We start from the raw sequence: 21,446 nt of genomic DNA, 5'->3' as shown, positions 1-21,446 counted from the left end.
TGAACGAAGTTGTAGAGTTATCGAACCGAAAAAAGGGTGTCGAGGCCCGAGTTCGGCTCAGTCCCGCCTGACTGCCGCCGAAACCAGCAGGGCGGCCAACAGCGCGACCAGCGCAACACCGACTCCGAAACCGGGGATAGACGCCCCGCCGGAGTCGCCGCCCGAGTCGTCACTCGAACCGGCCGACTCGCTCGGCCGACTCGTCCCGGCGTTCGAGTCGTCTCCCTCCTCGTCGCTTTCATCGCCGCCGGACGCCGAGGTTTTGGTCGTCCCGTCGTTCGCTCGGTCGCTGTCCGAGACCGATTTCACTCCGACCGCGACGGTCGAGTATCCCGGCGCGGTCGCGGCGTAGCGGTTCCCGCCGCGGTGGGTCGTCGGGAGCGCCCGCCATTTTCCGTCCCGATACTGGTAGAGGACCACGGACTCGGGTGAGCCACCGGCGTCCGAAATCAGCGCGTCGATGACCGAGAACCGATACCTGACCTCGCTCACGTGTTCGCCGGTAATGTACTTCGGCGTCATCGTGAGGTGACCACCGACCGCGTCGGGGCCGCTCGGTTCGCCGAGGCCGTCCGAGGAGTTCGTCCGCGGCGTCAGCGTGAACGCGAAGTGAGGGTTCTTCGCCGCCATCGTGACCGTCACCGATTCGTAGGCCACTCCCGCCGTGGGGTCCGCCGAGAGTTCTATCGGGATGCTGAGACCCTCTCGACCGTTCTGCACGTCTGCGTAGAACCCGTCGCCACGCGGTTCGAGTTCCACGGTCGGGTCCGGCGGTTCGACGTTGGTTCCGCCTCCGCCAGAGCTTCCGCCGGACTCCTCGTCCGAATCGCCGCCGGAGTCACCGTCGTCCCCGTCACCGGGGCCGTCGCTGACGTTCTCGGTGACCTCGAAGGTCACTGGCTCCCGGACCCGGTTTCCGGCCTCGTCTTCGACGGAGAGTCGGGCAGTGTGGTTGCCGAGACTCGGCGAGTCGATGGTGTACTCGATGGCACCGTCTGTCACCTCGGCCTCGGTCGTCACGTCGCGTCCATCGACGTTCAGCGACAGCGTCGAGAGGTTGACGCCCGACCCGCCGTCGGTGAACTCGTACCGAACCTGCACCGACTGGTTGGCGGCGACCTCTTCGACTGCCGGAGAGGCCGCGGTCACGCTCGGCGCGGCGTCGTCGCGTGCGATGGCACCGTAGACCGAGAAGTGCGTGACGTTCGCGGTCCAGTACCGCCGACCCTCCTCGGTCGTGATAGTCGTCGGTAGCTCCTCCCACTCGCCGGTCGTCCCGTTGTAGTAGGAGATGTTGACGCTCTCGGTCGGCAGTCCGTCGGGAAGCCGCGACTCGTTGACCGGGATACCGATGGTCGCCTCGGTCAGGTTCGCGCTCAGGTCGGAACCGAGTCGGCCATCGATGAAACTCGCGCCGATTTGGGAAGCCGGAAGGTCCGCCAACGGCGAGTCAGTCTCGGTGAACAGCGCCGTTCCGTCCTCGACCGCACGCTCGGTCCGGAGTCGGATGAACGTGCCAGACTGTTCGTCTACGAGCGTCGTCGTACGGTCCTCGGTCCGAATCGACGACTGCACGACTGTGACCGCTCGCGCGGTTCCAAGGTTCCCCGTCTCGTCCCGGCCGGTCGCTTCGATGCGGTACGCGCCGGACCCCGAGAGGTCGAACGTCCCGGACCACTTCGTCGGCGAGTCCTGCGAGACCGACACCGGAGTCGTGGTCCCGGTGTGCGAAATCGTCACGTCCGGCGTCCGGTCAAGCGGTTCGCTACTCTCGATAGTGAGTGCCGCCGTCTCGTCGGCATTCTGAGCGACCGTTACAGCCAGTTCGGGGGCGGTCTCGTCCACGACCACCGTTTCGACTGTCTTCTCGTTCTCGTTACCGGTGTCGTCCTCGGCGACCACGACGAGCGAGTAATTCCCTTCGACCGGGACGAATCGCGCCGGAATCTCGGCGTCCCACGACTCACTGCGCTTGGTCGCCGGGACCGTCACCTCGAAGGAGTAGTTGTCGGGCGATAGGACGACCCGAGCCGACGAGACACCGTTTCGGTCGCTCAGTCGCGCTTCGACGCCGATGCTTCCGTTCGTTCTGACGGCCCCGTCACTTCGCGTCACCTCGTCGAGAGTCACCGAATCGACCGACGGACCCGACACGTCGAGGTCGAACGTCGCTTGGGCTTCGGTCGCCGACCCCGAAAGCGGGTCGCCCGAGGAGTCAAGCAACGTGAACTCGACTGTGTGTGACCCGTTGGAGACCTCCGAGAGCGTGAGCGTGCCGGTCTCTCGAACGTCGTCGGTCGAGACGTTGGTGAGCGACCCGCCGTCGATGCGGTACGCGAGCGTCGTGGCGTTGCCCGTCAGGGTCGCGTCCCACGAAATCTCGACCGGGCGCGAGGACACGACGGACTCGACCGCCGTGGCCGAGACTGTCGGCGAGGAGCGGACCTCGACCCCGGCCGTTCCGACCGCGGTGTCCTCTCCGTCGGTCGCCCGAACCGCGACTGCGTGGCTTCCTGTCGTCGTGAACGTGGCCGTCGCCGTTCTGCCGCTCGCGTCGTCGAACTCGCCGTCGTCGTCGAGGTCCCACTCGAGGGTGGCGTTGAGCGAGGCGTTCGCCACGCTGGCCTCGAATGCGACCGACGTGCCGACGGTCGAGACGCTCCGGGACGCGCTAGCACTCACGTCGAGCGGCGCGTCCGGGTTCGGCCGGTCGTCGGGGTCGAGCGGGTCGGTCCCGGACTGGACTTCGTAGTAATCCGAGAAACCGTCACCGTCGGCGTCCACGACCAGAATCGCGGGGTCCTCGCCGTCATCCAGTCCGTCGCCGTCGTTGTCGGGGTCAGCGTAGTTCTGGATGCCGTCGCCGTCGGTGTCCTGAAAGCCTTCGCCGCCGACGCCGTCGTCCGGTCCCGTGGCGTCGGTATTGTTCGTGTTCGGCGTCGGGTCGTAGCTGTCGTACCAACCGTCTCCGTCGCTGTTCTCTCGCACGACGGCTTGCCTGTTCAGCGAGTGGGAGGTCGCTGGCGAGGCGTCACCGTCTGTCGCTTCGACCGAGAACGAGACCGACGACACGTCGTCACCGACCGACGGAACCGTGCCGTGCCACGACCCGTTTGCCTTCGACATCGTGGCCGTCCCGTTCGTCCCGTTCGAGTAGTGGTAGTGAAGCGTGACGCTGGCGACGCCGCTCGGGTCCGAGACATCCACGGACACCGGCACCGAGTCACCGGGACGAATCACGCCGGGATAGCGCCACTCCGCGGTTTCGGGACCCGAGGTGTCGTCGTCGATGACCGTCGGTCCAGCGAACGGACCCCACGTTCCGGCGTGGCCGTTCCCGTCGTCGTAGACGACGCGATAGGTCGTAGACTCGCCCTCGTCGTCAACCTCGAAGGGCGAGGCGTACCAGCGAGCCGTGGCGATGCCATCGACCTGCTGGCTTCCGACCGACTCCCAACTGCCCGCGGAGGGGTCCCAGACCTGTAACTCCACGTTCACGGTGTCGCCGTCGTGATCGAGAACGTCCACCGCGTACTGGATGCTCTCCCCGGCCGTGGCCGTGTCGGGCCAGATGCTCGCCTGTCCGACGACCGGCGGGTCGTTCGGCGGCGTCAGGGTGATGGTTGTGTCCGCGTCGTCGGTGTTCGAGGCCGTTCCGAACTCCACGTTCGCCGACCGGTCCTCGGTGAGTTCTATCTCGAAGTAGCGCACGTCGGACTGCTTCGGGTCGAGAGTCTCCTCGCTCCCCGGCGCGTAGCCGTCGGGCCACTTCACTACGTCGATAGCGTCGCCGTCGGTGCCGCCGCTGGTCCCCAGCACAACGTCGGTCGCGGTCCGCCCGCCGTCGTTCTTGACGCTGACGGGAACCCGGACCGTCTCGCCGACTCGGACCTCCTTATCGAACTCGCCGACCGAGAGGTCGAGGTCTACCTCCTCGAAGTAGGTGTAGTGGAGCGCGGTGTCGTCGAAGTCGTCTTCAACGTCGTAGGACGAGTAGCCCGAAGTTTTCAGTTTCACCGTGTTGTCACCGGCGTCGAGGTCCTCGACCGGGACCGGAATCGTCTCGACGTGATAGTCGTCGTCCGCGGGCGGTGACGAGATTTCGGTCAGCTTCTGGCCGTTGAGATACACTTCGAGGGGATTATCTTGCCTCTCGTCGCCGTCGGCCCTGACCGATACTCTGAGTTCCGCGCTGTCGATACCGGCGTACTCGTCGCTCGGGATGTTCGCCGTGTCCGACCACACTCGACCGGACACGTCACAGAACGTCCACTGGTCGCCGTACACGTCCGTGATGAAACCACCGCAATTGTGTTCGTCCTCGACCGATGCGTCCTCGGTCCGGGTCAACTCGTCGTCACCGATGACCGTCACGCTGAGAGGAATCGCCGTCTTCCCGCCCTCGTGGGTGACCACGACCGGAGTACCGTCGTACTGGTCGGCATCGAGCGTGACTTGGAACGAGGCCGTCTCGCCGGCGTTCAGCGCCGAGGGGGCGTCCGAAATAGAGAGTCCCGACCCACCCGAAATCGAGACATCGGTCGGGTCGTCGCCCTCGTTCGTGATGTGGATAGTCTTCGTACGAGTTCCGCTCTCGAGCGTCGAACCGATGTCCCACGTTTCGGGGTCGGCCACGACGCTGGTGGTCGAGGACGAGATAGTGACCGACCGCTGGGTTGTGGCTGTCGCACCGTCGTCGTCTACCGTCGTTAGCCTGACCGTCTTGGTTCCCGACTGGTCGTAGTCGTAGGCTATCACCGGTTCGCTCGCCGTCTTGTCGATGGTGCCGTCACCGTCGAAGTCCCACTTGTACTCGGTAATTGACCCGTCGGAGTCGGCCGAGGAGCTAGCATCGAACCGGACGCTCTCGTCGGTCTCGGGGGCTGAAGTTCCGAGCGCGAACTCGGCCGTCGGGTCGGCGTTCGGCGAGGGGACATTTACCACGACTTCGCGGCGGTACTCGGTGAACAGCGGGAGCGTCCCGGTGATGCGGTCGGTCGTGACCTTGATGGCCTCACCGCGCATGTCGAGCAAGAATCTGAGGTCGCTCGACTCGATGTCACGCTCGGTGTGGACCCGAAGCTTCAGGGTGTAGGTTCCAATGCTGGTCACTTCGTCGTAGGCCCACTGGTCGTTCGAGAAATCGACCAGTAGTGCCTCTTGGCCCTCGGCGGTGGTGTGTTCGGCCGGGGTGTCGAAGTGGAGGAACGAGGTGACGAAGTTGTATCCGGCCTCCTCGGCGAGGCCCTTGACGACTTCGACCGCGACGGCCTTCAGACTGGTCGAAGAGCCGAGCGACACGAGGTCGAGGACGCTCGTTATGGCCTCTGCGGTCTCCATCTCGGTCGTCTTGCCGCCATCGACGCCGCTCTCGACCGAGAAGACGGTCATCTCGTCGGCGTCGTAGGTGACGAGTACTTGACTCGACCCGTGGCCACGGAGGTCCTGCAACTGGTTCTTGTCGAGTTTCAGTGTTATCTCGTAGGTGTTCGGGTCGATTCTCTCTCGGTCGATGCTCGCCTTCAGTCCGGTGTCGCTGGCGGCCTTCTCCGGCAACTCCTGTACGTCGGTCCACGGGTAGGTGTCGGGGTAGGCGGGTTCCTGCGGGGCCGCGACCTGTCGCTTCGCCGTCTCGGCCGCGACGACCGTTCCGCCGTAGGTTTCGCGTTCGAGTTGCATGTAGAGTTTCCTGTGACCGCCGGGAGCGACGTTGAGGTCGTCGGCGACGGATACGTCGAACGAGACCGTGTAATCGCCGGCATCGACGTTCTTACAGGCGACCGTCGTGGTGTCGATGATGGAGTCGGTGATAGGGTCGTCGGCGTACAGACAGAGTTCACCGGACCTGCGGTTCTGCCCCGTCACCGTCACCGTGAACGAGTCGGTGGTCTCGACCCGTCGCGGCGGTGGCGTCTGCCACGACATCGTGGTCTCGGTGAGGGTCGAAGTGGCGACCGCCCCACTTCGATGCGTGGCGTTCTGCGCGAGTACGCTCGGTCCTCCGGCCGACGCGGTTTCGGCCCCACTCGGGGTCGCCTCGGCCGGTTGCACCGCGAAACCACCTGCAATCGGCGACCCAATCATCAGGACGACGAATAGAACCACGACTGTTCGCCGTCGTAACTTCTCGCGCGGGCCGCGTGAACCGCCCCCTAAACCCCATCTCGTCTCGCCCTTTCGGCGTTCCGGAAGTGACCTCGCCATGACGAAATCCCAGAATTGCCCAATATTAATATCTTTTATGATGTGAAAAAATGTATTCTTCACAACTATTTTCCGAACCGACCAACCGACGACTTCGACTGTCAGGGTGTCTCGCCCGGTTAGCGCGTGCCGACCGCCTCGATAGCTTCCAAGCCGATTTGGACGACCTCCTCGGTGAGTTCGTCGTCGGTCCGGAGGTCCTCGGGCGTGAACCAGACCCATTCGTCGGCGTCGGCCTCGTCGTGGCCCTCGGGAGCGATGTCGCGGTCCTCGGCCTCGGCGAAGTAGACGAAATCGATGTGCTGGTGGCCGACCTCGCCGTCGGGGTGGACGTTGATGTCGAATAGCATAACGTGTTCGGCGGGCGGGAGTTCCCTGCCCGCTTCGACCGGGACGGAGGTTTCGGGTTCGAGGAGGTCCACGTCGAGGCCGGTCTCCTCGCGGACCTCCCGGCGGGCGGCCTCTCGCGGGAGTTCGTCGCGGTCCACGTGGCCGCCGGGCGAGAGCCACATTTCGAGTCGGTCGTGGTAGTGCAGGGCGAGCGCGCCGTCGTTGACGACGTAGGTCGTCGCGGTGAAGTGGCGGGTAGTCTCCATGTCGGAGGACAAGGAGGGTCGGAATTTGCGAGTTACGGTCTGAAGTCGCGGAGCCTATTCTGATAGCGTCTGTAAAGCCGAATCTACGGAGCTGTACCGGTCATCAGTCACCCGATGACTACTCTGGGGATACGAACCGTAGCCAAGGACCGTTTCTACGTCTACAATCGACTTCGAAATCGGCTCGAAGTCGGTAACGGTGTAGGCGAGTCGAGCGAGCGGCGTGTGAAACAGCGTTTCTGCTTGCTCCTCGGTCAGTCGCTTCGTTTCTCCGACACGTCCAACGCCGACGTACCGACCCTCATCTTCTGCGTGTCCGCGTTGTACTTTATAAAAGAGGAGTCCATCGCCGGATTCTATCGCGGCGTATACCTGCTCTCCCTCCTCGGAGCCTTTCTGCGCCCAGAGCCGCGATTGGCGGAAGTCGAGTAGACCTGCATCTTCCAAAAGTGAGTCTTCAGGCGGGGTTCCGAGGACGCGACTGTAATTTGGTTCGTCAACGGTGATTCGGAAGATGTCGTCTGCCATACCTCCGCCTTATGTCAGAGATATAAAAAGCAAGTACCTTCGCGTTCGGAAAAACCCGCCCGGTGAGACGACTTGCGGCCTCTGACCACGAGTCGCCAGTGCGATAGTCAGTCACCGTCGAGAATAACCGCCGACAGATAGCCCCCTTGCCACCGGCAGACATAATTAGACCATTCCATAGGACATAAATACATTTCTCAAACAAACAATTATATTTCCACTTGCCAAACGGCTCATCTTCCCCGCGACTGACGCGACAAAAACAGCGAGTTAGGGCGCGATAGTGTCCTCTTTCGCTTCGAGGAGTTCGTGATACCGGTTCCGAATCGTGACTTCACTGATGTCGGATACGTCGCTGACCTCGCTCTGGGTCACCTTCTCGTTGCTCAGCAGGGCGGCGGCGTAGACGGCGGCCGCGGCCAGACCGACCGGCGACTTGCCGCTGTGGATGCCCTTCTCGGTGGCGGTGTCCAGCAGGTCCCGCGCTCGGCGCTCTACCTCGTCGCTGACGCCGAGGTCCGAGACGAACCGCGGGACGTAGCTCTTGGGGTCCGCGGGCTGAATTTCGAGGCTCAGCTCTCGGACCACGTAGCGGTAGGTCCGGGCGATTTCGTCCTTCTCGACCCGCGAGACGTTGCTGATTTCGTCCAGACTCCGCGGGGTGCCGGCCTTCCGCGCGGCGGCGTAGAGTGCAGAGGTGGCGACGCCCTCGATGGACCGTCCGGGCAGGAGGTCCTCGTCGAGCGCCCGGCGGTAGATGACCGAGGCCGTCTCCCGAACGTTGTCCGGCAGGCCGAGCGCCGACGCCATCCGGTCGATTTCGCCGAGGGCCTGCTTGAGATTCCGCTCCTTGGAGTCCCGCGTGCGGAACCGCTCGTTCCACTTGCGGAGCCTCTGCATCTTCTCGCGCTGGCGAGAGCCGAGGGAGTTGCCGTAGGCGTCTTTGTCCTGCCAGCCGATGTTGGTCGAGAGGCCCTTGTCGTGCATCGTGTTCGTAGTGGGCGCGCCGACCCGGCTCTTTTGGTCCTTCTCCTTGGCGTCGAAGGCCCGCCACTCCGGACCGGGGTCGATTTGGTCCTCGTCTACGACGAGGCCGCATTCCGCGCAGACGGTCTCCCCGCGTTCGTCGTCGCTGACGAGGTTCCCACTGCACTCCGGACAGCGGTTCTCCTCGTGTTCACGCTCCGTTTCGTCGGTCGTCTGCTCGTCGGTGTGGGTTCGAGTGCGTGTTTCGGTCATGGTGGAAGTGTAGCGAGACAGCCATCGGTAGATAGGGCAGTACTCCGCGGACGGGACGGTGGGATACCGGGGTTCAGAAGACGTACTCTAGTAACGGCCGTCTCTACTTAAAGACTGTGGCAACGACCGGTTTCTCCGATTTCAAGCTTCGGGCGGTGCCTGCCATCTGTGGCGTCTCAGTCGGCCGTATTCCGACACTCCAGTTAGCCCCGCATTCGGCAACCTTTAATACCAGTTCTGTGGGGTCGGTATCGAAACCCTTACCGCCGGTCCGTGGCGACTCTACAGGTATGAGCGACACGTCTCCCGGTCCCGAGGAGGTCCGTCACGTCGCCGACCTCGCGCGGGTCGGCCTCGACGACGACGAGGTCGAGCGATTCACCGACCAGTTCGCGGACATCCTCGACTACTTCGAGACCCTCGAAGAGGTGCCCGAGGTCGAGCGCGAGTCCGACCTCGTGAACGTGATGCGCGAGGACGAAGTGCGCGACTCTCTCAGCCAAGAGGACGCGCTCTCGAACGCACCGGAGACCGAGGACGGCTACTTCAAGGGACCGAACGTCTCGTAATCCACCCATGAGCGCAGACAACATCTTCATCACCGAGGAGACCATCGAGGGCGACGACGACGGTCTCCTCGCCGACAAGACGATTGCGGTCAAGGACAACATCAGCACCGAAGGAGTCAGGACGACCTGCGCCTCCGAGATGCTCGAAGACTACGTGCCGCCCTACGACGCCACCGTGGTCGAAGCCCTGAAAGACGCGGGCGCGACCATCGTCGGCAAGGCCAACATGGACGAGTTCGGCATGGGTTCGACCACCGAAACCTCGGCATTCGGCCCAGCGCCCAACCCGGTTGCCGAGGGCCACGTCCCCGGTGGCTCCTCGGGCGGAAGCGCCGCGGCAGTCGCCGCCGGCGAGGCCGACCTCGCGCTCGGTAGCGACACCGGTGGCTCCATCCGCAACCCGGCCGCCTTCTGCGGCGTCGTCGGCATCAAGCCCACCTACGGACTCGTCTCGCGCTACGGATTGGTCGCCTACGCCAACAGCCTCGAACAAATCGGCCCGCTCGCGCCGACTGTCGAGGAGGCCGCCGAACTCTTGGACGTAATCAGCGGTCCCGACGAACACGACGCCACGACCCGCGAGGAAGGCGAAGACAGCGACTACGCCAGCGCCGCCACGGGCGACGTGGAGGGCACCACCATCGGCGTCCCCACCGAACTCGTGGAGGGTGCAGACGAGGGCGTGAAAGAACGCTTCGAGGAGACGCTGGACGACCTCCGCGAACAGGGCGCGACCGTCGAGGAGGTCTCGCTCCCCTCGGTCGAACACGCGGTGGAAGCCTACTACGTGATTGCGATGTCGGAGGCCTCCTCGAACCTCGCACGCTTCGACGGCGTGCGCTACGGCCAATCGGGCGGGTTCGACGGCAACTGGAACGAGGCCTTCAGCAACTCCCGAGAGGCCTTCGGCGAGGAGGTCAAGCGCCGCATCCTGCTTGGCACCTACGCCCTTTCTGCTGGCTACCACGACAAGTACTACAAGCAGGCTCAGGACGCCCGAGCGTGGGTCAAGCAGGACTTCGACGAGGCCTTCGAGTCGGTGGACGTGCTGGCGAGTCCGACCATGCCGACCCCGCCGTTCGAGATGGGCGACAGTCTGGACGACCCGCTTCAGATGTATCTCGCCGACGCGAACACCGTCCCGGTGAATCTGGCCGACCTCCCTGCGATTTCGGTGCCTGCGGGCGAGACAGACGGGCTTCCGGTCGGGATTCAGTTCATCGGCCCGGCGTTCGGCGAGGACGAGATTATCCGCGTCGGAAGTGCAGTAGAGCAGTAGTTTTGCGAACTCCTCGCTCTTTGACTGATTTCTCTCTACCGGTTTTTATCTCGAAACATAGAAAGAGTGAGCGATATGGGAACCTCGAACTCCGATGCGACCTCGCAAAAGTCCGTACTCAACCCCGAGAAAGACGACATCGAGGTCGAACTGGAGTTCTACGACGAGACAATGGAAGGCGTCGAAGGCGTCTCGATGCCGGACCCAAGTAAATAGACGGCGGGGTAGTTCTGACCCCAATCATTTGTCACTCCGCGTTGTCTAGCCCCCATGAGCGACCCCGCAGAACCGACTCCTGAACCCTCTCCTCCGGCAGACGAGGTTACAGAAGAAGGAATCCACCCCGAGGAGGGCGAAACCACAGACGAGGCCACCGTCCACGAGGGCGGCGTCGAACTGGAGCGCACCATCGGTCTCGGCGGGGGTATCGCCATCGGCGTGGGGACGATGATAGGCGCGGGTATCTTCGTCTTTCCCGGTCTCGCGGCTGGAGAGGCAGGCCCGGCCGCGGCGCTGTCGTTCGCCATCGGGGCCGTCATCGCCCTGCTGGTGGCCCTGCCGACCGCCGAGTTGGCGACCGCGATGCCCCGGAGCGGCGGGGGCTACTACTTCGTCTCGCGGGCGATGGGGGCCGCGTTCGGGGCCGTCGTCGGCCTGAGCGTCTGGTTGGGACTCGTCTTCGCCTCGGCGTTCTACCTCGTCGGGTTCGGCCAGTACGCGGTGGCCACGCTGGCCGAGGTGGGCGTCTCCTTCGGGGGTATCGGGCCGGTGACGCCGCTGGCGTTGGTGTTCGGCGCGCTCCTGACCACGGTCAGCATCACCGGGACCGAGAACGCCGCGAAGTTCCAGAACGCGGTGGTCGGTCTCCTCATCGTGGTCCTCGTCGGGTTTCTGACCTACGGCGTCTTCGACGCGCTCGGGGTGTTCGGCCGGGAGTCCGCGCCCGAGACCTTCCTGCCCTTCGGGCCGTTTCCGGTGATAACGACCGCCGCGTTGGTATTTACCTCGTATCTGGGCTTCGCGCAGGTGGCGACCGTCGCGGGCGAGATTAAGTCGCCCTCTCGGAATCTGCCCTTGGCGATGGTCGGCTCTGTGGTGGCAGTCGGGGCGCTCTACGTCGTGACAATCTTCGTGGCGACCAGCGCGTTCGGGAGTGCGAGGCTTGCGGCGTTCGGCGAGACGGCCATCGTCGCGGTGGCGCGGGAGTTGCTGGGGAACGCGGGTGCGGTCGCTATCCTACTGGCGGGCCTGTTGGCTACCGTGTCGAGCGCGAACGCCTCTATTCTGAGTTCGTCGCGGGCGCTCTACGCCCTGAGTCGGGACGCGCTGGTCCCCCGGCGGGCGAGCGAGGTCAACCTTCGGTGGGGGACTCCTCACGTCGCGCTCCTGTTGGCGGGAGGACCGGTCCTCCTGCTGGTCGCCATCGGTCGGGTCGAGGTGCTGGCCGAGGTGGCCTCGTTCCTCCATCTGGTGATGTACGGTCTCATCTGTGTTGCGCTGATTCGCCTGCGGCGCTCGGACCCCGAGTGGTACGACCCCTCGTTCACGGTGCCGGGGTATCCCCTCGTGCCGGTTCTGGGCGCGATAGCGAGTTTCGGACTTCTCGCGTTCATGCAACCCCTCTCACAGGTCGTGGGCGTCAGTATCATGGTCGGCGCTGGCGTATGGTATCAGGTGTACGCCTCTGACGTGCAACTGCGGGGTGCGCTATGAGCGTCCCCGACGAACCCAAAGTGTTGGTCCCGCTGGCGGTGCTGGAGGGCGAAAGCCTCGCTCCCGCGCTGGTCGAGGCCCTGTCTGGCGTCCCAGTCGAGTTGGTCGGCTATCACGAAATCCCGGAGCAGACCGCGCCGGGACAGGCCCGGATGCAGTTCGAGGAGCGAATGCAGTCCGAACTGGCCGACCTCGTGGCGATGTTCGAGGAGGCGGGCGGCCGGGTCGAGACCCGGATGGTGTTCACCCACGAACCGAAACAGACCTTCGAGCGCGTGGCGGTCGAGGAGTCCTGCGACGCCGTCCTGCTGAACAACCCGGCGACCGAAATCGCGGACGTGCTGGTCCCGCTCCGGGGCGAGGTCAACGTCGAGCGCGTGATTGCGCTGGTGGCCGGCGTCCTCGAAGCCACCGGGGCCGACGTGACGCTCTATCACGTCGCCGAGTCGGACGACGAGCGCGAGGCCGGGCAGGAACTCGTGAATCGGGCCAGAGAGGCGCTGGTCGAGTCGGGCATCGCCGCCGACAGAATCGCCGAGGAGATTGTGGTCTCGGAGACGCCAATCAAGACGCTCGTGGCGACGGCGGGCGAGGCCGATTTGGTCGTGATGGGCGAGAGCAAGCCCTCAGTCCGGGAACTGTTCTTCGGCGAGGTGTCCGAACAGGTATCGACCCAATCGGTGACGCCCGCGCTGGTGGTCCGGCGACTGCCCGCGGTGGAGACGGACTCCGACGCGGAAAAAGACGAGTCGGCCGACGAAGAAGCGACCGGAGAATCCGACTGACCGCGAGACCGGTTTACTCGCTGTACGCGAGGTTCATAATCCACTGCGAGAAGGCGTCGCTTTCGGCGTCAACTTCCTCCTCGCCGATGAACGGCGAGAGCATGTCCCCGGCCATCAGAAGCGAGAAGTCGAGGTCACGCGCCGCGGGGGTGATGAGATAGGTGTTGTGTCCCTCGTAGATGGTCTCCTCGCGCTGGACGAGACCCTTGTCGTACAGCGATTCCACGATGCGACTCCCCTTCCGGGAATCGACGCCCAACTCCTTCCAGAAGTCGCTCTGGTGGATGCCGCCGGACTCCCGGACGAGTTCGAGACCCGCGCGCTCCGCCTCGGTGAGGTCCTTCTCGGATACTGCCATACCCGGAATACGTACCCCGAGGCGTTTAAAACTGACCGTCCGCGTCGTCAGCATCTGATTGCGCCGACTCGTCGGCCGAGACGACCGCGTAATCGGTCTCGCAGGGCTTGCCGTCGGCGAACCAGTAGCGTCCGTCGTCGGCGGCGTCGATGGCGACCAGCGACGAGGACCGGGTGCCGTACCCATCACCGTGGACGCAGGCCCCGACATCGTGGTCGCGCAGGACGCCGACAGCGCGGTCAAGCCACTCCTCGGCAGTCATCTCGGGCATCGCGCGGGCGGACTGCTGGATGCGTGCCGCCTTCGCGGCGGCCCCGTTGTAGCCCTCGTTGACGACGACGTGGACGCCGGGATTGAAGTGGGTGGTTCGCAAAACGCCGTCCCACTCCAGCAGTCCGGCCTCGTCGGCGTCGGCGATGACGAGGTTGAACCCGGCGTACTCCCGGTCGGCGAGTTCGTTGCGGACGAACGACGCGGCCTCGGCCGCGCTGGACTGGGCCAGTGCGTCCCGGACCAGCAGGCCCCGCGAACGCTCGCCCTCGATGTCGGTCCGGCGGTTCGTGACGCCGACGAACACGCCCGCGTCGTTGTAGCCTATCCACGTCCCGCCGGCCTCGTCGTCCTGCGGCGCGACCACGGTCGGGTCCCGGTCGAGGACCCCCGGCGGTCGTGAGGGCCGGTCGGTGGCTTCGTCGCGGTTCGCCGCCGCGGCTATCGGAGTGCCGTCGAAGACCTGCCACGCGAGGATGAGGGTACACACGTCCGGAATTACGCCCTCCGCTGGCTAAAAACTCGCGGCTACGGTGGTCCGTGCCATGGAAGTTCGTGAGGTGAGGGTTGATTCTCACGATAGCAATATATATGATTGTTTGGAGGTCAAAGATAGTTCCTTAACAATTAGATGGTTAGTCTATCGTTACAGCGGGCTACTGATGGAAAGTGCCACCGAGCGCGCCCGGCGGTCCGTCACTCCGAATCGGCGTTCCGAAGCCGCTCCCTGACCGCCTCGCGCTCGACGGTCCCCGAGGCCGTCCGCGGAAGCTCCTCGGCGAACGCGACCGTCCGAGGACGCTTGTAGCCCGCGAGTCGGTCGTCACAGAAGTCCGCGATGTCCTCGGCCGACAAATCCGCACCCTCCTCGGGAACCACCAGCGCCCCGACGCGCTCGCCCCATTCGTCGTCGTCGAGGCCAACGACCGCGGCGTCTCGCACCTCGGGGTGGTCCCGGAGGACTTCGACCACTTCGCCGGGGTGGACGTTCTCGCCGCCGGTGATGATGCGGTCCTCGCGCCGGTTTAGGACCCAGACCCGGCCCTCCTCGTCGCGGTAGCCCACGTCGCCGGTGTGGAGGCCGTACTCGCCGAAGGCGTCCGCAGTCGCTTCCGAGTCGCCGTAGTAGCCCCGCATCACGGTGGGACCGGAGACGACGAGTTCGCCGGTCTCGACCGCCGAAACCGGGTCGCCGTCGTCGCCGACCACGGTCACGTCGGTCCACTGGAGCGGTCGTCCGACCGTCCCGCGGTGCGCGAACGCCTCGCGTGGCCGCGCCGTAGCGATTTGAGAGGCCGTCTCGGTCATGCCGTAGGTGGGGTGGACCGGCACGCCGCGGGCCTCGCACCGCGAAAGCAGTTCGTCCGGCGCGGGCGCGCCGCCCAGCAGAACGAATCGGAGCGACGTGGCGACCGACTCGCGGGCGTCGAGCATCCGCCGGAGCATCGTCGGCACGAGCGAGACGCCGGTCACGCCGTACTCCGCGATGGCGTCCGCGGCGCACTCTGGGTCGAAGTCCTCCTGCAAGACCACCGCGGTCCCGTAGAGCGCCGACCGCAGAACGACCGAGAGACCGCCCATGTGGTACATCGAGAGGCAGAGCAACCAGCTATCGTCGGGCGTCACCCCGAGGCGAAAGGCCGAGGAGGTCGCACTCGCCAGAAAGTTCCCCATCGAAAGCGCCACGGCCTTCGGGTCGCCCGTGGTCCCCGAGGTGAACAGCATCGCGTGGGTCCGGTCGCGGGACCACTGCGCTGGTTCGAAGTCCGCCGGGTCCTGTTCGCCCAGCGCCGCGACCGCACCCTCGTCGGGCGAATCGGCCGCAGGCGTATCGGTCGCGGGCGCATCGACCGACGCGACCGGAGCCTCCGAAATCGCCACCGCGTCGGCCTCGGTCGCACTCTCACAGACCACCAGATTCAGGTCCGCGACCTCTGCCTGCCGCGATAGCTCCGGACGCGCCAATCGGGCGTTCAGGGGCACCAGCACCGCGCCGAGGCGCATCGCGGCGTGGACCAGTCGAACGAACGCGACTCGGGTCTCCATCACCACACCGAGGTGGTCGCCCGCCCGGACCCCGAGCGCCGAGAGTCGCCCGGCGGTCTCCTCGACTGCGGCGTCCAACTCCCGGTAGGTCCATTCGGTCCTGTCGTCGGTCGGTTCGGCCTCGCTGTCGGTCGATTCGTCGTCGGCCACCACGAGCGCCCTCGCTTCGGGGGAGGTCCGCGCTCGTTCGGCCAGCCAATCCATCGTCGTTCGGTCGGTGAATTTTCGCTCAGTCATGGTACCTCCACGTGTCCGCGGTGCCGTTGCCCTCGCCCTGCGGGACCATCGCTCGGCCGTCCGCGACCGGCGCGAGGTCCGGGCCGAGGTCGGTTTCGAGCATCTTGGCGGTCGCCAACCCGCAGGCCGAAACGTCGGGAATCGCGGCTGAGATGTGGACCGCGGCGGTCCGGGCCACCGCGCCGTCGATGGTGGTGGTCACGATTGGCGAGACGCCCTCCTCGCGGGCGCGCTCGGCGACTTCGACCGTCCTCTGGGGTCCACCGAGCGCCATCGGTTTCAGGACGACTGCCTCGGGCGCGGTGTCCAGCGCGTCCTCGAAATCGACCTCGGCGAGGGTCTCGTCCAGCGCGACAGGCCCGGAGAGCGCCGCCAGTCCACCGAGGTCGGTCGCCGGCAGGGGTTGCTCGACGTAAGCCAGTCTGTCCCCTACCGCGTCCAGAAACTGCTGGGCCTGCTGGCGGGACCACGCGCCGTTGGCGTCGGCCCGGAGTTCGACCGCCGGGAGCGCGTCGGCGACCTCCTTGATGCGCTCGATGTCGGCCGACAGGGACCGCGCGCCGACCTTGATTTTGAGGCACTCGAAACCGGCGTCTACGGCCGAGGAGGCCCCAGAGACGGTCTCCTCGACGCCCGAGTCGCCGACCGTCGCGTTCACCGGGACGCTCTCGACGCGCGCTGACCGTCCGAGCCATCGATAGAGGGGATTTCCCGCGCGCGAGGCGTGCAGGTCCGCGAGCGCGAGGTCGAGCGCGTGACGCGCAGACGGGGTGTATTTTGAATTATGGTCCGAGAGCGCCGACTCCGGGTCTTCGCCGGCGTCGATAGCGTCGGCGGCGTCTTCGAGCGCCTGCCGGCACTCGTCTCCGGTTTCGGTCCACCCGGCGAGTGGGGTGGCCTCGCCGACGCCGACCGCGCCGTCCTCGGCTTCCAATCGGAACAGAAACCCCTCCCTGCGCTCGATGGTCCCCCGAGCGGTTTCGAGGGGGTCGGCAAGCGGGAGCGAGAAGGGGCGAAGTTCGGCGTTCATGGGTTCTCACGCGACGAGGCCCAGTGCGAACAGCACCGAGTGGCCGGCGAGCAGTTTCCCGGTCTGTTCGAGCGCGGGGTTCAGGGCCTCGCCCGAGGAGTCGGTGACGACGGTCCGGGCGATGGCCGCTGAATAGGGAATCGTCAGCAGGGGCGAGAGGACCGCCGGGGAGTAGCCCCGTGCGAGCCAGAACCACGCCGGGACGAGGTACGAGAGTCCCAGAAAGCCCACGAACTCGGCCCGACTGGCCCGGTAGCCGATGAGGACCGCCAGCGTCTTCTTGCCCGCCTCGCGGTCGGTTTCGAGGTCTCGGACGTTGTTCACCACGAGGATGTTGGTCGAGATGGCCGCGACCGGGAGGCTGGCGGCGAACGCTGTGAGCGTGACCGTACCCGCCGGAATCCCCGTCGGGAAGGGGCCGGCGAGGACGCTGGCGGCCTGCACGTAGAAGGTGCCCATCACGGCGACGACGCCGAAGAAGACGAAGACGAACAGGTCGCCGAGGCCGTGAGAGCCGAGGGGGTAGGGACCCCCGGCGTAGGCGATGCCCGAGACCACGCTGGCGAGGCCGATGACGAGGATGGGCAGGCCGCCGACCCACACGAGGTAGACGCCGACGAGAATCGCCAGCGCGAAGGTGGCGTACATCGCTCGCTTGACCGATTCGGCGGCGATGAGGCCCGACTGGGTGACGCGAGTGAATCCTTTTCGCTCGTCGGTATCGACGCCCTTCACGGCGTCGTAGTAGTCGTTGGCGAAGTTGGTGCCGATTTGGATGAGGGCCGCGCCCACGAACGCCGCGAGCGCCGGGAGGGGCGCGAACAGACCTTCGTGGACCGCCAATCCGACGCCGACGATGACAGGTGCCGCGGCCGCCGGGAGGGTGTGGGGTCGGGCGGCCATTAGCCACGCCTCCCTGCGGGAGTGTTCGGTAGCCGTGTCGCTCATTGTCGGAACTTACGGCAGACGGCCAATAGCCCCTGCGGTTTCGGCAGAGCGACCGCCCGACTTCGACGGAGCGAGAGCTACGAAAGAAAACTACCGAGAGAACCGTTCTCCGCTCGTATCTACTCCTTGTCGCCAGAATTACTTAAAGGACGAGGCGGTCCGTCGCTCCTTCCAGTCAGTCGTCCCCGGCGACCCGGAACTCGCGGGCGGCCTCCCGAAGCTTTCGGGAGATGCCCGGCACCTCGTCGCGGGACACCTCGCCCTCGGCCTCGATGTCCTCGACGGATTTCGGGAACTCCCGGAGACCGTAGTGGATGTCGATGCCGGCGTTCGCGCCCTCGCCCATCGCCACGGGAATCTGGTTGTGGCCGGGCGTGAGGTCGCCGACGGCGTAGACGCCGGAGACGCTGGTCTCGCCCGCGTCGGTGACAGCGACGGTGCCGTCGTCGTTGCGCTCGCACCCCAACTGCTCGACCAGTTCGGCGTTGTAGTTCGACCCGTACATCGGGAACCCGCCGCGGTACTCCCTGAACTGGCCGTCCTCGAACTCGAAGCCCGCCAGCCACCCGTCGTCGTCCTTCTCCATCTGAACGATGTCGTCCTCGATGATTTCGACGGGGTGAGCGCGGAGTTGGCGGTCGGTCTCGTCGCTCCACTGAATCTTGTCGCCGCGGGTCAGCAGGTCCACCTCGTCGGTGAAGTTGAGCATAATCATCGCCACGTGGGCCGCCGACTCGCCGGTCCCCATCACGAAGACGGGTTCGTCCACGAACATGTAGGCGTCGCAGTGGAGACACCAGTGGAGGCCCCGACCGGTCGGCGGCAGGGGCGGGTCGGGTCGCTCGTCGTTGAACCCGGTGGCCAGCACCACTCTGTCGGCGACGAACTCGGGGTCCTCCTCGCCGTCGCCGGTCGAGAGCCTGAATCGGCCGTCGTCGGTCTCCACGACCGATTCGACGTAGTTCCGAACGTAGTCGGCCCCGTAGTGCTGAATCTGCTCGCGCGCGGTCCGGAGGAGTTCGTTGCCCGATACGTCCTCGGTAATTCCGATGACGTTGTGGGTGTCGGTCATCATGGCCGCGCGACCCCCTCCCCGGTTGATTACCACCGTGTCGTGGCTCAGTCGGGTCGTGTAGAGCGCGGTGGTGAGACCGGCGGGTCCTCCTCCGACGACCGCGACCTCGTACTCCCGAACGTGGTCTGTCATACTCACAAATTAGAGTCTGAGAGTCTTAAGTCGGCGGGCGGGAGCGAGTTCGGCCGCGAGCGAAGGCGTTGCCCGAGTGAGCGGTCGAACGACGGAGCGGCGAGGGGGTCCGCTCGACCCGTCGTCAAGGAAAATAAAATCATTTGCTTAAGAAATAAGAAGATGGTCTAGAACAACATAATAATGTCTAGGATTGCTTTCTGATGGGCCGACCAACCGCCGCGGTGGCGGTGCAGTTGCAGTGCGGAACAAACTAGCTGATTCTACCGCGAGCGACCGACGGGAGCGAGCGGCCCTTTTTTGGTCCAGATTTTTTCGAGGAGGGGTGGCCGAAGGGCGCGACCTGCGGTCGCGCCCGAGGACACCCGACGAAGAAAAAAGGTGGTTTCAGTAGTGCCAGTCGAACTCGTCAAACTCTGGCTCACGACCTTCAACGAAGGCGTCTCGGCCCTCTTGGGCCTCGTCGGTCATGTACGCCAGTCGGGTGGCCTCGCCAGCGAACACCTGCTGGCCGACCATGCCGTCGTCGGTGGCATTGAACGCGTACTTTAACATTCGCATGGCGGTCGGACTCTTTTTGTTCATCTCCTCGGCCCATTCGAGCGCGACTTTTTCGAGGTCCTCGTGGGGCACGGCCTCGTTGACCATCCCCATCTCGGCGGCCTCCTCGGCGTCGTAGTTCTTCCCGAGGAAGAAGATTTCACGGGCCTTCTTCTGGCCCACCTGCTTGGCGAGGTACGCAGAGCCGAATCCGCCATCGAAGGAGGCCACGTCGGGGTCGGTCTGCTTGAACAGCGCGTGTTCCTTGCTGGCGATGGTCATGTCACAGACGACGTGGAGACTGTGGCCGCCGCCGACCGCCCATCCGGGGACGACGCAGAGGACCGGCTTAGGAATGTGGCGAATCAGGCGCTGAACTTCGAGGATGTGGAGGCGACCGCCCTTCGAGGCCCGGTCGGTCTCGCCGTCCTCGCCGCGGTATTCGTAGCCCTCCTCGCCCCGGACAGTCTGGTCGCCGCCCGAACAGAACGCCCACCCGCCGTCTTTCGGCGACGGACCGTTACCGGTCAGGAGGACACACCCCACGTCGGTCTGGCGCTTGGCGTGGTCGAGCGCGTCGTAGAGTTCGTCCACGGTCTTGGGCCGGAAGGCGTTGCGGACCTCCGGCCGGTCGAACGCGATGCGGACGGTGCCCGAATCGACCGCTCGGTGGTAGGTGATGTCGTCGAAGTCGGGTCCCGCTTGCTCCCACTCCTCGGGGTCGAAAATCTCGGATACCATGTGTCGGCGTCGGGTCGGGACGAACAAATAGGTTCCTCGTTTCCGCGCCCGCGACGACGCCTACCGTGACCGCCTCCTCCTGCGTTTGTGAACGCCCGACAATTTAACGAACCTCCGTTATCTAGTATTCACTCGTACTTTCATCAAACGTTAGAAAACTCTTTTCGAGTTACGTCGCTATCCCTGAGTGCAACATGTCAGAACGTACCCGCCGCTCCGCCCTGAAGGTAATGGGTTCGACAATTGCACTCGCGGCCGTTCCCGGCACGACGGCCGCCGCGAGCGGTTGGACCTCCGTGGAATCACCGGTTCAGACGACACTCTACGACGTCGAGTACACCAACAGCGGTGCGTTCGCGGTCGGTGGGTCTGGCGACGTCATCGAGCGGACCTCGAACGGCTGGCAGAAGGTCGTGGATGGTGGTCCGGGCAGTAACGGTAGCGACCTGCTCGGCTCTGACGTGACCGACGACGGCGAGCGACTCTGGTTCGTCGGCAAGAGCGGTGCCGTCGGCGAGTACGACGTGAGTACCGGGTCGCTCAACGACTACTCCAACCCGCTCAGTTCCGGCGACAACTTCTCCGACGTCGCGGTCACGGGTAACGCGGGCGAGGCCAACGTCTACGCGACCAACAAGTCGGGCAAAATCTTCTACAACTTCGATAACGGGAAGGCCGGAAAGTGGCACTCGGTCACGCCCGGTAGCGGTGCCGCGCTCCCCGCGCTCGACTTCTTCGACCTGAAGGACGGCCACGCTATCGACACCAACCAGAAGGTCTTCGAGACGACCGACGGCGCGTCGTGGCAGGCCATCGGCAACAACGACGCGGGCGTCACCTTCTACGGTATCGACAGCGACGGCTTCGATGACGTGTGGGTCTGTGGCGGGAACGGGAAGGTCTTCCACTACGACGGCGCGAACTGGACGCCGAACAACCTCGGCGACCCCTCGCTCCGGGACATCGAAGTTACCGACGACGACCAAGACGGCTACACAGTCGGCGACAGCGGTGCCGTCTTCGACCTCACGAGCGGTACGTGGTCGCAGGACACGACGCCGACGGGCGCGAACCTGAAGGCCGTCGTGCGCGGTAGCCCCGACATCGCGGTGGGTGCTGGCGGCACCATCATCGAGAACTGACGCGACTCGCGGCT

17 protein-coding genes are annotated in these 21,446 nt (G+C 65.2%); 6 read left to right on the top strand and 11 right to left on the bottom strand.

Annotated elements, in window-relative coordinates; genetic code table 11:
• Nucleotides 1-57: 57 nt before the first annotated feature.
• From P2T57_RS03220 to P2T57_RS03205, 4 genes are all read right to left on the bottom strand, one after another.
• Complete coding sequence (locus tag P2T57_RS03220) at nt 58-6,105, bottom strand: PKD domain-containing protein (RefSeq protein WP_276301039.1); 6,048 nt, start codon at nt 6,103-6,105, stop codon at nt 58-60.
• Between the two features lie 218 nt (nt 6,106-6,323).
• Nucleotides 6,324-6,800 carry an NUDIX hydrolase gene (locus tag P2T57_RS03215; RefSeq protein WP_276301038.1) on the bottom strand — a complete coding sequence of 159 codons (477 nt, stop codon included), beginning with the start codon at nt 6,798-6,800 and terminating at the stop codon, nt 6,324-6,326.
• 54 nt (nt 6,801-6,854) lie between these two features.
• The gene (locus P2T57_RS03210) at nt 6,855-7,328 is read right to left on the bottom strand and encodes a hypothetical protein (protein ID WP_276301037.1); all 474 of its coding nucleotides are present in this window, start codon (nt 7,326-7,328) and stop codon (nt 6,855-6,857) included.
• Nucleotides 7,329-7,598: 270 nt separating this feature from the next.
• Nucleotides 7,599-8,567: a transcription initiation factor IIB gene (locus tag P2T57_RS03205; RefSeq protein ID WP_276301036.1), complete on the bottom strand. Its 969-nt coding sequence runs from the start codon at nt 8,565-8,567 to the stop codon at nt 7,599-7,601.
• Between the two features lie 290 nt (nt 8,568-8,857).
• Between P2T57_RS03205 and gatC the strand changes: the two genes are divergently transcribed.
• The 5 genes from gatC to P2T57_RS03180 all read left to right on the top strand — a co-directional run bounded on the left by gatC (nt 8,858) and on the right by P2T57_RS03180 (nt 12,913).
• On the top strand, nt 8,858-9,136 hold the full coding sequence (gene gatC, locus P2T57_RS03200) for an Asp-tRNA(Asn)/Glu-tRNA(Gln) amidotransferase subunit GatC (RefSeq protein ID WP_276301035.1): 279 nt from the start codon (nt 8,858-8,860) through the stop codon (nt 9,134-9,136).
• 7 nt (nt 9,137-9,143) lie between these two features.
• Nucleotides 9,144-10,415 carry an Asp-tRNA(Asn)/Glu-tRNA(Gln) amidotransferase subunit GatA gene (gene gatA, locus P2T57_RS03195; protein ID WP_276301034.1) on the top strand — a complete coding sequence of 424 codons (1,272 nt, stop codon included), beginning with the start codon at nt 9,144-9,146 and terminating at the stop codon, nt 10,413-10,415.
• A 75-nt stretch (nt 10,416-10,490) separates the two neighbouring features.
• On the top strand, nt 10,491-10,631 hold the full coding sequence (locus P2T57_RS03190) for a hypothetical protein (RefSeq protein WP_276301033.1): 141 nt from the start codon (nt 10,491-10,493) through the stop codon (nt 10,629-10,631).
• A gap of 54 nt (nt 10,632-10,685) precedes the next feature.
• On the top strand, nt 10,686-12,128 hold the full coding sequence (locus tag P2T57_RS03185; protein ID WP_276301032.1) for an APC family permease: 1,443 nt from the start codon (nt 10,686-10,688) through the stop codon (nt 12,126-12,128).
• A complete protein-coding gene (locus P2T57_RS03180; protein ID WP_276301031.1) occupies nt 12,125-12,913 on the top strand; it encodes a universal stress protein in 789 nt (262 codons plus the stop codon). Before P2T57_RS03185 ends, P2T57_RS03180 begins: the two co-directional genes overlap by 4 nt.
• Nucleotides 12,914-12,926: 13 nt before the next feature.
• Here the strand turns inward: P2T57_RS03180 and P2T57_RS03175 are convergent, their stop codons facing one another.
• From P2T57_RS03175 to P2T57_RS03145, 7 genes are all read right to left on the bottom strand, one after another.
• Complete coding sequence (locus tag P2T57_RS03175) at nt 12,927-13,271, bottom strand: helix-turn-helix transcriptional regulator (protein ID WP_276301030.1); 345 nt, start codon at nt 13,269-13,271, stop codon at nt 12,927-12,929.
• A 25-nt stretch (nt 13,272-13,296) separates the two neighbouring features.
• On the bottom strand, nt 13,297-14,031 hold the full coding sequence (locus tag P2T57_RS03170; protein ID WP_276301029.1) for an NRDE family protein: 735 nt from the start codon (nt 14,029-14,031) through the stop codon (nt 13,297-13,299).
• Nucleotides 14,032-14,237: 206 nt separating this feature from the next.
• Complete coding sequence (menE, locus tag P2T57_RS03165; RefSeq protein WP_276301028.1) at nt 14,238-15,824, bottom strand: o-succinylbenzoate--CoA ligase; 1,587 nt, start codon at nt 15,822-15,824, stop codon at nt 14,238-14,240.
• The gene (locus P2T57_RS03160) at nt 15,817-16,854 is read right to left on the bottom strand and encodes a mandelate racemase/muconate lactonizing enzyme family protein (protein WP_276301027.1); all 1,038 of its coding nucleotides are present in this window, start codon (nt 16,852-16,854) and stop codon (nt 15,817-15,819) included. The genes menE and P2T57_RS03160 overlap by 8 nt, the downstream gene beginning before the upstream one ends.
• 6 nt (nt 16,855-16,860) lie before the next feature.
• Nucleotides 16,861-17,802 carry a 1,4-dihydroxy-2-naphthoate polyprenyltransferase gene (locus P2T57_RS03155; protein ID WP_276301026.1) on the bottom strand — a complete coding sequence of 314 codons (942 nt, stop codon included), beginning with the start codon at nt 17,800-17,802 and terminating at the stop codon, nt 16,861-16,863.
• 175 nt (nt 17,803-17,977) lie between these two features.
• The gene (locus P2T57_RS03150) at nt 17,978-19,009 is read right to left on the bottom strand and encodes an NAD(P)/FAD-dependent oxidoreductase (RefSeq protein ID WP_276301025.1); all 1,032 of its coding nucleotides are present in this window, start codon (nt 19,007-19,009) and stop codon (nt 17,978-17,980) included.
• 387 nt (nt 19,010-19,396) lie between these two features.
• On the bottom strand, nt 19,397-20,290 hold the full coding sequence (locus P2T57_RS03145) for a 1,4-dihydroxy-2-naphthoyl-CoA synthase (RefSeq protein ID WP_276301024.1): 894 nt from the start codon (nt 20,288-20,290) through the stop codon (nt 19,397-19,399).
• Between the two features lie 194 nt (nt 20,291-20,484).
• Here P2T57_RS03145 and P2T57_RS03140 point away from each other — a divergent pair, with 194 nt between their 5' ends.
• The gene (locus P2T57_RS03140) at nt 20,485-21,432 is read left to right on the top strand and encodes a WD40/YVTN/BNR-like repeat-containing protein (RefSeq protein ID WP_276301023.1); all 948 of its coding nucleotides are present in this window, start codon (nt 20,485-20,487) and stop codon (nt 21,430-21,432) included.
• The last annotated feature ends 14 nt before the right edge of the window (nt 21,433-21,446 follow it).

The sequence above is a fragment of the Halorussus lipolyticus genome (assembly GCF_029338375.1).
Lineage (GTDB): Archaea > Halobacteriota > Halobacteria > Halobacteriales > Haladaptataceae > Halorussus > Halorussus lipolyticus.
Note: the sequence above shows the minus strand (reverse complement) of the source record. Positions and strands in the feature narration are given on the sequence as shown.

Coding starts and splice junctions, on each gene's coding strand:
- menE (WP_276301028.1), bottom strand. CDS start 15,824: ATGACTGAGCGAAAATTCACCGACCGAACGACGATGGATTGGCTGGCC.
- P2T57_RS03205 (WP_276301036.1), bottom strand. CDS start 8,567: ATGACCGAAACACGCACTCGAACCCACACCGACGAGCAGACGACCGAC.
- gatA (WP_276301034.1), top strand. CDS start 9,144: ATGAGCGCAGACAACATCTTCATCACCGAGGAGACCATCGAGGGCGAC.
- P2T57_RS03155 (WP_276301026.1), bottom strand. CDS start 17,802: ATGAGCGACACGGCTACCGAACACTCCCGCAGGGAGGCGTGGCTAATG.
- P2T57_RS03145 (WP_276301024.1), bottom strand. CDS start 20,290: ATGGTATCCGAGATTTTCGACCCCGAGGAGTGGGAGCAAGCGGGACCC.
- P2T57_RS03190 (WP_276301033.1), top strand. CDS start 10,491: ATGGGAACCTCGAACTCCGATGCGACCTCGCAAAAGTCCGTACTCAAC.
- P2T57_RS03185 (WP_276301032.1), top strand. CDS start 10,686: ATGAGCGACCCCGCAGAACCGACTCCTGAACCCTCTCCTCCGGCAGAC.
- P2T57_RS03140 (WP_276301023.1), top strand. CDS start 20,485: ATGTCAGAACGTACCCGCCGCTCCGCCCTGAAGGTAATGGGTTCGACA.
- gatC (WP_276301035.1), top strand. CDS start 8,858: ATGAGCGACACGTCTCCCGGTCCCGAGGAGGTCCGTCACGTCGCCGAC.
- P2T57_RS03160 (WP_276301027.1), bottom strand. CDS start 16,854: ATGAACGCCGAACTTCGCCCCTTCTCGCTCCCGCTTGCCGACCCCCTC.
- P2T57_RS03180 (WP_276301031.1), top strand. CDS start 12,125: ATGAGCGTCCCCGACGAACCCAAAGTGTTGGTCCCGCTGGCGGTGCTG.
- P2T57_RS03210 (WP_276301037.1), bottom strand. CDS start 7,328: ATGGCAGACGACATCTTCCGAATCACCGTTGACGAACCAAATTACAGT.
- P2T57_RS03150 (WP_276301025.1), bottom strand. CDS start 19,009: ATGACAGACCACGTTCGGGAGTACGAGGTCGCGGTCGTCGGAGGAGGA.
- P2T57_RS03215 (WP_276301038.1), bottom strand. CDS start 6,800: ATGGAGACTACCCGCCACTTCACCGCGACGACCTACGTCGTCAACGAC.
- P2T57_RS03175 (WP_276301030.1), bottom strand. CDS start 13,271: ATGGCAGTATCCGAGAAGGACCTCACCGAGGCGGAGCGCGCGGGTCTC.